Source organism: Streptomyces albidochromogenes (assembly GCF_005981925.1).
Lineage (GTDB): Bacteria > Actinomycetota > Actinomycetes > Streptomycetales > Streptomycetaceae > Streptomyces > Streptomyces albidochromogenes.
This window is the reverse complement of sequence record NZ_VBVX01000233.1, coordinates 1-11,157: the sequence shown is the minus strand read 5'-3', so window position 1 is coordinate 11,157 and position 11,157 is coordinate 1. Positions and strand designations below refer to the sequence as shown.

11 protein-coding genes and 1 pseudogene are annotated in these 11,157 nt (G+C 73.0%); 7 read left to right on the top strand and 5 right to left on the bottom strand.

The annotated features are described in order from the left end of the window. Positions 1 to 49 precede the first annotated feature (49 nt). Both E2E34_RS25085 and E2E34_RS25080 read right to left on the bottom strand, forming a co-directional pair. Positions 50 to 982: pseudogene (locus tag E2E34_RS25085) on the bottom strand (AAA family ATPase); the annotation flags it as partial. A 341-nt stretch (positions 983 to 1,323) separates the two neighbouring features. Next, positions 1,324 to 1,962 carry a uridine kinase family protein gene (locus E2E34_RS25080; protein ID WP_138904189.1) on the bottom strand — a complete coding sequence of 213 codons (639 nt, stop codon included), beginning with the start codon at positions 1,960 to 1,962 and terminating at the stop codon, positions 1,324 to 1,326. 170 nt (positions 1,963 to 2,132) lie between these two features. Between E2E34_RS25080 and E2E34_RS25075 the strand changes: the two genes are divergently transcribed. Next, on the top strand, positions 2,133 to 3,479 hold the full coding sequence (locus E2E34_RS25075; protein WP_138904188.1) for a C39 family peptidase: 1,347 nt from the start codon (positions 2,133 to 2,135) through the stop codon (positions 3,477 to 3,479). A 75-nt stretch (positions 3,480 to 3,554) separates the two neighbouring features. Further along, positions 3,555 to 3,707 (top strand): SCO1431 family membrane protein, encoded by a 153-nt coding sequence (locus E2E34_RS25070; RefSeq protein ID WP_138904187.1) that lies wholly within the window; start codon positions 3,555 to 3,557, stop codon positions 3,705 to 3,707. Here E2E34_RS25070 and E2E34_RS25065 read toward each other — a convergent pair. After that, the gene (locus E2E34_RS25065) at positions 3,700 to 4,647 is read right to left on the bottom strand and encodes a DUF6114 domain-containing protein (protein WP_244316073.1); all 948 of its coding nucleotides are present in this window, start codon (positions 4,645 to 4,647) and stop codon (positions 3,700 to 3,702) included. The two genes, E2E34_RS25070 and E2E34_RS25065, sit on opposite strands and share 8 nt — an antisense overlap. After that, entirely contained in the window at positions 4,638 to 5,159 is a 522-nt protein-coding gene (locus E2E34_RS25060; RefSeq protein WP_425573357.1) for a DUF6230 family protein, read from the bottom strand. The genes E2E34_RS25065 and E2E34_RS25060 overlap by 10 nt, the downstream gene beginning before the upstream one ends. A gap of 275 nt (positions 5,160 to 5,434) precedes the next feature. Between E2E34_RS25060 and E2E34_RS25055 the strand changes: the two genes are divergently transcribed. The 4 genes from E2E34_RS25055 (at position 5,435) to E2E34_RS25035 (ending at position 10,113) form a co-directional block, all read left to right on the top strand. Continuing rightward, positions 5,435 to 6,064 (top strand): TetR/AcrR family transcriptional regulator, encoded by a 630-nt coding sequence (locus E2E34_RS25055; protein WP_138904185.1) that lies wholly within the window; start codon positions 5,435 to 5,437, stop codon positions 6,062 to 6,064. A gap of 159 nt (positions 6,065 to 6,223) precedes the next feature. Then, complete coding sequence (locus E2E34_RS25050) at positions 6,224 to 7,396, top strand: acyl-CoA dehydrogenase family protein (protein ID WP_138904184.1); 1,173 nt, start codon at positions 6,224 to 6,226, stop codon at positions 7,394 to 7,396. Between the two features lie 465 nt (positions 7,397 to 7,861). After that, on the top strand, positions 7,862 to 8,986 hold the full coding sequence (locus E2E34_RS25040) for an Rv3169 family protein (protein WP_138904182.1): 1,125 nt from the start codon (positions 7,862 to 7,864) through the stop codon (positions 8,984 to 8,986). A gap of 26 nt (positions 8,987 to 9,012) precedes the next feature. Beyond that, the gene (locus tag E2E34_RS25035) at positions 9,013 to 10,113 is read left to right on the top strand and encodes a phosphotransferase family protein (RefSeq protein ID WP_138904181.1); all 1,101 of its coding nucleotides are present in this window, start codon (positions 9,013 to 9,015) and stop codon (positions 10,111 to 10,113) included. A 12-nt stretch (positions 10,114 to 10,125) separates the two neighbouring features. Here the strand turns inward: E2E34_RS25035 and E2E34_RS25030 are convergent, their stop codons facing one another. After that, positions 10,126 to 10,530, bottom strand: a complete 405-nt coding sequence (locus E2E34_RS25030) for a hypothetical protein (protein ID WP_138904180.1) — start codon at positions 10,528 to 10,530, stop codon at positions 10,126 to 10,128. 204 nt (positions 10,531 to 10,734) lie between these two features. On the opposite strand from E2E34_RS25030, the gene E2E34_RS25025 reads away from it, so the two are divergent. Then, the coding region (locus E2E34_RS25025) for an Lrp/AsnC family transcriptional regulator (RefSeq protein ID WP_138904179.1) at positions 10,735 to 11,157 on the top strand (423 nt) is incomplete at its 3' end.

The window sequence follows — 11,157 nt, the reverse complement described above, 5'->3', positions numbered from 1 at the left end:
AGTCTCGTGGGCTCGGAGATGTTTATAAGAGACAGGGCCCGGCCCGCCCGCCGCCTAGCGGCGGCTTGCCCCCGTCGCCGAGCAGCAGGTCCCGGCCCTCCGGAAGCTCGGGGCCCGCCAGGCTCTCGGTGTCGCCGGCCGCGTCCGCCGCGTCCTGGCCGATCCCCGCCAGCGACACGGCGGCGAAGCCGGCGGAGTCCTCGTAACCGTCGCCCTCGGCGATCGCGGCCAGCCGCGCCGAGGTGTCCATGAAGGCGGGGTCGACCCGGTGCACGGCCCGGTACAGCGGCAGCGCCGCCGCGCTGCGCCCGGTCCCCTCGTGCGCGCGGGCCAGCCAGTAGCGCAGCTCCTTGCGCTGCGGCTGCTCGCTGCGGCAGCGCATGAGTGCCGCCGACAGCATCGGCTCCGCCTGCCCGTACATCTCCAGCCGCACCCGCGCCATGCCGCCGAACAGCCCGGTCTCGATGCCGAGCAGCGGGTCGTCGACGAGCGGATCGGTGTGCCGTACGAGCTGCTCCCAGTCCTTGACCAGGTACGCGCGGCAGGCGTGCAGGAACCGCACCTGCGGATCGGCGTCCACCGGCGGCAGCCCGGCCAGCGCCCGGTCGAGCTCGGGCACGTGGCGGCCGTCGAGCCAGTGGGAGGCGTGCGCGAGGAGCAGATCGCGCGGCTTCTCCAGGACGGGCTGCACCCACCACCCGAGCCAGTACCAGGAGTTGAGCGTCCGGCGGTGCCGGGCGCGCTGCTCGCCGAAGCGCTCGCGGTGGCGGTACATGCGCAGCAGCGCGGTGGTGGTGTCGACGCGCAGCGCGTGCAGGCCGAGCCAGCCGTCGGCCATGCCGGGGTCGATCCGTACGGCGGCCCGGAACTCCTCCTCGGCCTGCGGATACGCGCCCATCGTGTACGCGTCGACACCGCGCAGCCAGGCGAGGTCGGCCGGGGCGTTCACGCCCTGCGTGCCGGAATCCGTCACATCCCCCACGAACCGTGCCCCCCGTGATGTGCCGCCGGGCCTGCGCCCCGCGGCAGGTCTCAGAACCGCCGTGTCGCGGACGGGAATTGACCGCACCGAAGGGCATCGTACCTGGGCGGGTGGTCCCGGACTAAGGGTGGCGCAGGCCCAACAGAGACAGTGACCGAGGGTGAGCGAACGGCGCCACCAGGGGCCCCTGAGGGGGGCCGAGGGCAGAACGAAGCCCCCGATCACGGGGGAACAACCGGGGGCTTCGCGTCTGCGGCGGCTTCGAAAAGCCGCACATTGAGAACGTAAGACCTGTACGCCCCCCGGGTCAAGCGGAGTTGAGGCACTCACGGGGGAGGTTTTCAGGCCGTTCCGGAGGGCGGGCCCTGGCGGTCACCCACGGTGACGGAATGGTTCGGCAACGCTGTCGCGTAAGGCCCCGGGAGCCACTCGTACCCCTCCTGGCACTGGCGTACCAACAGGTCGGCGTACGGCCGCGAGGGGTCCGTGGCGAAATGACGTGTCTCCGCCGCCGTCCACCCGTCCCAGAACTCCGCCTGCGCCGGCCCGTCCCTGCGCCGCCCGCGCGCCCACGACCGCCGGGCGTCCAGATCCATCCAGAGCAGCCGCGCGAGATCCGTCCGTACGGCGGCCCGCCCGGCCCCCACGCCCTCGACCATCACCACGGGCGCCGGCTCCAGCGGGCGCGCCGGGCCGAAGCGGCGCAGCGTCCAGTCGTACGCCGCGTACCGGGCGCTCTCGCCGCGCGAGAACGGACCCGTCACCTGCTCGCGCAGCCGGTCCGTCCACGCGAAGAGCTCCTCGTGGGTCGCCAGGTCGTCGAGGTGCAGCACGGGCGCCCCGCCGAGCGCCGTGGCGAGCCGGGCGGCGAAGGTGCTCTTGCCGGACCCGGCGTGCCCGTCGACGGCGACCAGGCGCACCGGGCCGCAGGAGGGCGGCAGCGCGCGCAGCGAGGCGGCGAGCTCGTCGAGAGGTTCCACGCCTCCACCCTAGGCGGCGGGCGCGGCGCCGGCCCACGCCACCGGTCCACACCAATATTGGTGGAGCGACGCGGTGCGAGGTGCTGGCAGAGGCCGGCCGCCGGCGGCCATAGTGGGCGCACTGTCGTGCACCTGCCCGCGCATCCGCATCCGACTCGGGGGCCATGACCATGACCGGATCCACCTCCCGCCGCACCGTCCTGACCGCCGCCATCGCCGTGGCGGTGGGCGCCGTGGCGGCGCCCGCCGCCCCGGCCGCCGTCCTCGCGGGCGCCGCCGGCCCGCCCCGCCTCGTCGACAACCGCTTCTGGTCCTCGCTCGGGGACTGGCGCTCCGGGGAGGCCGCCGGCACCCGCGTGGTGGCGGGACGCAGGCCGGGCGTCGTCATCGGTACGCCGTCGGGCCGCACCGAGTACACCGACCCGCACACCGGCACCACGTCCATCTGGGAGAGCGCCACCTGGACCTCCCCGGCCCACCGCTCCGCGGTCCCGGCCACCGAGGCCGTCGCCTCCTGGAACGCCCGCACGCCGGCCGGCACCTGGATCGAGGTCGCGCTGCGCGGCACCTACACGGACGGCACCGACACGCCCTGGTACGTGATGGGCCGCTGGGCGGCGGGCGACACGGACATCCGACGCACCTCCGTGGACGACCAGAGCGACGGCCGCAGCAGCGTCTGGACCGACACCTTCGCGATGAACAGCTCGGCCGGCGCCCTGCGCCTGGCGTCGTACCGGCTGCGCCTGACGCTCCACCGCAGACCCGGCACCGGCCTGACCCCCACGGTGTGGCGCGTGGGCGCGATGGCCTCCGACATCCCCGACCGCTTCACCGTGCCGGCCTCGCGGCCCCTGGTCGCCCGGGAACTGGACGTACCGCGCTACTCGCAGAACACGCACATCGGCCAGTACCCCGAGTACGACAACGGCGGCGAAGCGTGGTGCAGCCCCACCTCGTCGCAGATGATCATCGAGTACTGGGGCCGGCGGCCCACCGCCGAGGACCTGGCCTGGGTCGACCCGGCCTTCGAGGACCCGCAGGTCTGCCACGCGGCCCGCTTCACCTTCGACCACCAGTACAGCGGCTGCGGCAACTGGCCCTTCAACGCCGCCTACGCCGCGACGTACCGCGACCTGAGCGCCGTCGTCACCCGCCTGCACTCGCTCACCGAGCTGGAGACCCTGATCCGCGCCGGCATCCCGGCCATAACGTCGCAGTCCTTCCTCGAGGAGGAGCTGACGGGCGCGGGCTACGGCACGGCCGGCCACCTGATGACGGTCGTCGGCTTCACCCCCGACGGCGACGTGATCGCGAACGACCCCGCCTCCCCGGACAACCCGGCCGTACGCCGCGTCTACAAGCGCCGCGAGTGGGAAAATATCTGGCTGCGGACCAAGCGCTACAACGCGAGCGGGAAAGTGGTGTCCGGCACAGGGGGCGTCTGCTACCTCTACTGGCCCGCCCACCCCACGGCAGCTCAGCGGCGGGCCCTCGCCGCCGTCGGCGTCCGCTGACCTCGCCCGCCCGGCCCCGGGGCGTGACGAACGTCATCTTCCCCGGGGGCGGTCCCGGTGGGCAGTGTGGATGCCATGACAGCGACCACTGCCGACATCACCCGCACCTCGTCCAGGGCCGGCACCGGCGGTCCCGACGACGACGGCCCCGAGATCCTGGAGCACGTCATGGGCTGGACCCTCGTGGTGGTCCTCGCCATGTTCGTCACCCAGGCCGGCCTCATGTAGCCGACGCCTCCAGGGTCAGCCCGTCCGTGACGATCGAGTCCGAGGTGACCAGCGCCTGTTCGGCGCGCACGTCGGTCATGAAGACGAACGGGGGGACCACCGGCGGCACCGGCAGGCCGTCCGGGGTGAAGGTGAGGCAGACGACGCCCTCCAGGCAGCCGCTGAACCGGGTCAGGTAGAGGGTGACATCACCGCTCAGCTCCAGCGTGTCCGCCCCCAGGGCCAGTTCGTCGCGGCCGTCGCGGGTCCTGAGGTGGTAGTCGGTGAGGGACGCGGACCGCATCCTGAGCACGATGGCCCTCACCGGCCCCCCGGCGGTCGGCACCTCCCGCACCCCCGCGATCAGGAAGCCGTGCGGCGCGAACAGTGTCGTGGTGACGACCGGCGGCGTACGGGCCGCGACGACGTCTCCCGGCTCCGGCGCCCCGCGCACCGGGCTCTGGCCGAGCGCCGCCAGCAGGACGACCGGCAGCGCGGCGGCGAGCGTCCGGGTCCCCTTCCCGTCCCGCGAGGGCGGGGCGGCGTCCTCCCGCCCTTCCCGTACGGGCGTCCAGCCGAAGCCCATCGCGCTGCCCGCGATCCCCAGCGCCGTCCCGACCACGAATCCGCCGAGATTGGTCGCGGCGAACGCCAGCACGGACAGCAGGAGCGCGTGGACGCTCACGTAGTGGCGGGTGTGCGGCAGGAACCACAGGAACAGGCCCGCCGCGATCAGCGCGAGCCCGATGCCGATCGCCGCGAGCCCGCCGAGTCCGAGGCTCACCAGCACCGGCAGCGGCGACAGCGGCACCAGCAGCAGTTCGGCCCCGCCGAGGATCAGCAGCAGCCCGCCCCAGAACGGGCGGGTCCGCCGCCAGGCCCGCGCCGCGCGTCGCCCGTCCGGGTACGGCAGCCGGTCCGCCGGCCGCCACCGCGCCGGACGGCGGCGGGTCAGAAACACTTCTCGCCGTCCAGGCTCACGTCGATGCCGAGCCCCTTCAGCCGGAAGTTCCCGCCGGTCGCCGACCAGGCGTGCGACTTCACGCCCGCCACCTCGATGTCCCCGGCCTGCAGCCCGAACTTCCCCTTCTCACCCTTGACCCCGGGCACCTGGTCCAGGGTCGAGGCGTCCCGGCCGATCTGCGCCGTGCCGAAGCGGGCGTCGCCGACGAGGTCCTCGGCGTCGATGACCAGACTGCTGGCCGTCACCTCACCGGCCTTGCCGCCCGCCGTCAGCTTGAAGACGACCTTGCCGACGGGGGTGTCGACCTCGGCGGCCTGGCAGATGTCGCTGAGCCGGGCGTCCCCGATGCCGAGCAGCGCGACCGGGTGCCCCTTGCCGTCCGCCGACCGGTCCGTCTGGACGTAACTGGACAGTCCCTGGCTCGTCAGCTTTCCCGACGCCACCTGGAAGCTCGTCCCCGACACGGCGAACGACGCGGCCAGCGCTCCCTGGCCCATCATCGACGCCATCACCGCGACCGCCAGGACCGCCGGCGTCGCGACGACCGCTGCCTTCTTCCATGCCGTCCTGCCCTCGGCGGGCGGCTGCTCGGATGCGCTCACTTGTTCCTCCCGTACGTCGTCCGGTGCGCAGGGGGAGTGCGTGGGGTGCGTGATGCGTGGAGGTGCTGCGAAACTGCGTCGCACACGTGCGGAGATCCGCCGGCAGGCCGACAGGGAAAGGGAGTTCGCGCAGGTCTGCCATACTGCGGACATCCTGTGGCAGTTGGAGACTAGGGCCGGTATTGAATATTAGTCAACAGCGTGGCTCCACCGAGCGATCGCAGGTGCGCCGCGCCGAACTCATCGCGACCGGGCGGAAGTTGTTCGCCGACACGTCGTACGACGCCCTGTCGATGGACGACATCGCCCGGCACGCGGGCGTCGCCAAGGGCTTGATCTACTACTACTTCAAGAGCAAGCGCGGCTACTACCTCGCGATCGTCGAGGAGTCGGTCGCCGAACTGGTCGCCCGGGCCGGCAGCGACCGCGACCTGCCGGCCGCCGAGCGCGTCCGGCGCACCATCGACGGCTATCTGCGCTACGCCCAGCACCACCAGGCGGCGTACCGCACGATCGTCACCGGCGGCGTCGGCTTCGACACCGAGGTGCAGGCCATCCGGGACGCGGTGCGCGAGGAGCTGATCGCCACCCTCGCCGAGGGCGCGTACGGCCGCCGCGACATCCCGCTGACCGCCCGGTTGGCCCTGATCGGCTGGATGACCGGGGCCGAAGGGGTCACGCTGGACTGGCTGGGTCACCAGGAGCTCGGCCGTGACGCCGTACGCGAGCTGCTCACCAGGCTGCTGCGCGCCACGCTCCGTACGATCGAGGAACTGGAACCGAGCTGCCCGGCGCCGTCCACCACCCCGTGACGGAAGTCGATCCATCGGGCATACTCAACGCGCCACAGCCGCTGGCCAGCGACTTCCGTGATCCGGAGGGGTGCCGGCGGTCAGGCAGTGAGACCGGCGGCGCGGCCACACCCTGCGCGCGCGACCGCCGCAGCGCCCGACAGGGAGGAGAGCGCCCCCATGCCCGACCGCGCCCCGCAGCCGGTGGAACGTCAGCTGCCCACCGAGGAGTCCCGGGATCTGCTCGCGCTCGTGCGCGACATGATCCAACGGGAGATCGCCCCCCGGGCCGCAGCCGAGGAGGACGCCGGGCACTTCCCGCGCGAGGTCTTCGCGCTGCTCTCCGAGGCCGGTCTGCTCGGTCTGCCGTACGACGCCGAGCACGGCGGCGGAGACCAGCCGTACGAGGTCTACCTCCAGGTGCTCGAAGAGCTCGCCGCCGCCCGCCTCACGGTCGGCCTCGGCGTCAGCGTCCACAGCCTGGCCTGCCACGCGCTGGCGGGCTACGGCACCAAGGAACAGCAGGCCGCGCATCTGCCCGCCATGCTCGGCGGCGGCCTGCTCGGCGCCTACTGCCTCTCGGAGCCCGCCTCCGGTTCCGACGCCGCCTCGCTGCGCACCAAGGCCGTGCGCGACGGCGACGACTGGGTCGTCACCGGCACGAAGGCGTGGATCACGCACGGCGGAATCGCCGACTTCTACACCGTGCTCGCCCGTACGGGTGAAGAAGGCCCCCGGGGCATCACGGCCTTCCTGGTGCCCGGCGACGCCGAGGGGCTGGGCGCCGCGGCGCCCGAGAAGAAGATGGGCATGAAGGGCTCGCCCACGGCCCAGCTCCACTTCGACGGCGTACGGGTCCCGGACTCGCGCCGCATCGGCGAGGAGGGGCAGGGCTTCGCGATAGCGCTGTCCGCGCTCGACTCGGGGCGGCTCGGTATCGCCGCCTGCGCGATCGGGGTCGCCCAGGCCGCCCTGGACGAGGCCGTCTCGTACGCCACCGGCCGGGAGCAGTTCGGCCGGCCGATCTCCGACTTCCAGGGCCTGCGCTTCATGCTCGCCGACATGGCCACCCAGATCGAGGCGGGCCGGTCGCTGTACCTGGCGGCGGCGCGCCTGCGGGACGCCGGACGGCCGTTCTCGCGGGAGGCCGCGATGGCGAAGCTGTTCTGCAGCGACGCGGCGATGCGGGTGACGACCGACGCCGTCCAGGTGCTCGGCGGCTACGGGTACACGCTGGACTTCCCCGTCGAGCGCTTCATGCGCGAGGCGAAGGTGCTCCAGATCGTGGAGGGTACGAACCAGATTCAGCGCATGGTCATCGCCCGCCGTCTCGTGGGGCCCGAGACGCGCTGAGCCGCGCCGCGTCCGGCCAGGCCGGGGACGCTACGAGCCGGACCCACTCCGGATCGCGGCGCCCCGGCAGGGTGCGGCCGTTGCTGTGCCACTGCCGCAGGAGCGCCCGGTACAGGGGCGGGTCCGAGGGATGCGGAACCGATTCTGCGGTAGCGGAGGGCGGGGAAACGAGACGCCGGCGTCCGTCGCCGACCTGGGTGTACTGCAGGGTCATATCGGGCCAACAGCCGCAAGGCCGCCCGGGTTATCGCCGACACCATTCGGGCGTCCGTTCGCGCGGTGAACCGCGCCGGCCCGGGCGGCGGACCGCGCCCCCCGGCGGCGGACCCGCGCCGGCCCCGGGCGGTGACGCGCGTATGGCCCTGGGAGGGGCTTCTGACGTACCGTCAAATCCGCCGCCGTGGACCGCACCTCCGGGCGACGCGCACGCCGTATCCCGCTGTGCCCGCGCCCAGGAGGACCGCCGTGGCCGAGGACCGTCCCGTCGCGCTCGACGAATACCCCATCCATCAGGCCCCGTTGTCGATGAAGCACGTCGCCACCGGCGACCGCAACGCCTACGACCGCTGCATCTTCCACCTCGTCGACCACACCGGCCGCGCCCTGCTCATCGCCGGCCTGGGCGTGTACCCGAACGCCGGAGTGATCGACGCCTACGCCACCCTGCGCGTCGGCGACCGGCTGCACGCCGTGCGCGCCTCGGACGCCCTCACCGACGACCGCATGAACCTCTCCGTCGGCCCGCTGCGGATCACCGTCGACGAGCCGCTGCGCCGCTTCACGCTCCACTGCGACCCCGACCCCGCCGACCCCGGCTCCCTCGCGTACGACGTGAGCTGGACGGCGCACTTCCCCGCCGTCTGGGAGCCGCACCACGTCCAGCGGCGGGGCGAGCGCCTCATGCTCGAAGGCCGTCGCTTCGTCCAGGCGGGCGGCTGTACGGGCGTGATCCGCGCCGGGGGAGAGGAGACGCGGCTGGCCGCGGGGGAGTGGACCGGCACCCGGGACCGGAGCTGGGGGGTGCGGCCGATTCCGGGCGAGGACGGCGGCCGGGCCGCCGAGGAGCACCGCCCCGAGGGCTTTCACTGGCTCTGGATACCGGCCCGCTTCGACGACCGCTTCCTGATGGTGATCGCCCAGGAGGACGCCGACGGCCACCGGACCCTGAACGAGGCGCTGCTCGTGCGCGAGGGCGAGCGCGACGTCCAGCTCGGCTGGCCGCACACCGACATCACCTACCGCCCCGGCACCCGCCATCCCGAGCGCGCCGTCGTCCACCTGACCGGACCGGACCGCAAGCCGCTGGAGCTCGGCGTGGAGATCCTGAACTCCTCACCGCTGGCCGTCGGCGCCGGCTATCCGCCGGCGACGGACTGGCAGCACGGCAGCTGGCAGGGGCGCGGCTGGACGGACCGGCGCACCTACGACCTCTCCGACCCCGCGGCGCACCCCATGGCCGCGTACGGCGTCACCGACCACTCGGCCCGCTTCACCCTCGACGGCCGGACCGGCCACGGCGTCTTCGAGCACGGCACCTTCGGCCGCCACGACCCGAGCGGCTTCACCGGCTTCGACTCGGTCGCCCCCTGAGCGCCGCCCCACGACAGGAGTACGGCATGGCAACCGCACCCCGCCCCCGCACCACCACGCGCGACCCCGAAGAACTCGTCCGCCGCCTGACCGCCTGGCTCGGCGCCCGGCTGCCCGGGGCGCGGGTCGGCGGCGTCGCCGCGCCCGCCTCCAACGGCATGTCCAGCGAGACGCTGCTCTTCGATCTCGTCCACCCGTCGGCCCCGGTGTCCGCCTGCGCCCTGCGGCTCGCCGCCGACCCGGCCGCCTACAGCGTCTTCCCCGTCTACGACATGGCCCGCCAGCACCGCGTGATGCGCCTCGTCGCCGAGCACACCGACGTGCCCGTGCCGCGCGTCCTGTGGCTGGAGGAGGACCCCGGTCCGCTGGGCGCGCCGTTCTTCGTCATGGAGCGCGCCGCCGGCCGGGTGCCGCCCGACGTGATGCCCTACACGTACGAGGGGAACTGGCTGCACTCCGCCACCGACACCGAGCGCGCGCGCCTGCAGGACGCGACGCTGGGCGTCCTCGCGCGCCTGCACGACCAGTTCCCGGCGAAGGAGGCCCGCTTCCTGACGGAGCCGGGCACGGGGGATCCGCTGCGCCGCCATGTCGACGCCCAACGCGCCTACTACGCCTGGGTCGTGGACGGCGTCGCCCGCTCGCCGCTCATCGAGGCCGCCTTCGGCCGGCTGGAGGAGCTGTGGCCCGAGGACCCGGGCCCGGCCGTGCTGAGCTGGGGCGACGCCCGTATCGGCAACATCGTCTACGACGGCTTCGAACCCGCCGCCGTACTCGACTGGGAAATGGCGTCGTACGGGCCGCGCGAACTCGACCTGGGCTGGACCGTCTACCTCCACCGCTTCTTCCAGGACGTCACGGTGGGGTTCGGACAGCCGGGGCTGCCGGATTTCCTGCGGCGCGACGCCGTCGAGCGGAGGTACGCCGAACTCACCGGCCACACACCGCGGGACATGGAGTTCCACACGCTGTACGCCGCCCTGCGCCACGCCGTCGTGATGCTGCGCATCGCCTACCGGCAGGTGCACTTCGGCGAGGCCCGGGTCCCGGAGGACCCGGACACGATGATCCTGCACCGGGCGTCACTGGAGGCGATGGTGCGCGGAACGTACTGGCCGGCGCCCTGAGGGCGTTCGCCGCTAGGCGGCGCGGCGCAGCTGCGACGCCTTGAGCGGGCGCGAGCCGGGACCGCCGACGTGCGAGAACGGCTGGGTCCGCCAGTCGAGTCCCTGAGGGAGCGTCAGGAGCAGGGCCGTTTCCTGCTCGTGGACGTCCAGTGTCTCGTCGGCGGGCGCGGCGTCCGCCGCGGGACGGCCGGTGCCCTCGCACGCCGTGAGCCCGAACGGGTTCCACGGGGTGGGGCACTTCGCGTGCTCGGGCAGGACGCTCTCGTCCGCCAGCAACGCGATCGGCTGGACGCAGTCCGGGCAGATCACCCGGAACATCTCAAAGGTGTCGTACGCGTCGAGATCGTCGATCTCGTCGTCGTCGACGCGTTCAACAGGCTCCGGTTCGGTACGTCCGGTGCGCTTCAGGTTCTGCATGGAGACACTCCCCCTCGGGTGGGCCGACAAGGCGCTGCGGCCTCGACCACAGCAAGCACTTCCCCTCGCGCACGCGCGGTAATCGCGTGGGCCCGAAGGACACGGCCTACAACCTGTGGCGTTCGTCACATGCCCGCCGCAGGTGCCCTTCCAGGGGGGTTCCGGCTGTGCCTGAGGCCCCCCGGGGCAATAGGTTGACCCGCTATGGAGGAGCTGGATCGTCAGATCGTGGATTTGCTCGTCAAGGACGGGCGGATGAGCTACACCGACCTGGGCAGGGCCACGGGCCTGTCCACGTCAGCCGTGCACCAGCGGGTGCGCAGGCTGGAACAGCGGGGTGTCATCCGCGGCTACGCCGCGGTGGTCGATCCCGAGGCCGTCGGGCTGCCGCTCACCGCTTTCATCTCGGTGAAACCGTTCGACCCCAGTGCCCCCGACGACATCTCGGAACGGCTCGCGGGCGTTCCCGAGATCGAGGCGTGCCACAGCGTGGCGGGCGACGAGAACTACATCCTCAAGGTGCGGGTCGCGACCCCGCTCGAACTGGAGCACCTGCTGACGCGGATCAGGTCCCTGGCCGGCGTGTCCACCCGTACCACCGTCGTCCTGTCCACCCCGTACGAAGCC

What these genes read in the sequence shown, in the direction of transcription:
- E2E34_RS25075 (WP_138904188.1), top strand. Translation starts at nt 2,133, where the DNA reads ATGACCGGATCCACCTCCCGCCGCACCGTCCTGACCGCCGCCATCGCC.
- E2E34_RS25070 (WP_138904187.1), top strand. Translation starts at nt 3,555, where the DNA reads ATGACAGCGACCACTGCCGACATCACCCGCACCTCGTCCAGGGCCGGC.
- E2E34_RS25060 (WP_425573357.1), bottom strand. Translation starts at nt 5,159, where the DNA reads ATGGCGTCGATGATGGGCCAGGGAGCGCTGGCCGCGTCGTTCGCCGTG.
- E2E34_RS25050 (WP_138904184.1), top strand. Translation starts at nt 6,224, where the DNA reads ATGCCCGACCGCGCCCCGCAGCCGGTGGAACGTCAGCTGCCCACCGAG.
- E2E34_RS25035 (WP_138904181.1), top strand. Translation starts at nt 9,013, where the DNA reads ATGGCAACCGCACCCCGCCCCCGCACCACCACGCGCGACCCCGAAGAA.
- E2E34_RS25030 (WP_138904180.1), bottom strand. Translation starts at nt 10,530, where the DNA reads ATGCAGAACCTGAAGCGCACCGGACGTACCGAACCGGAGCCTGTTGAA.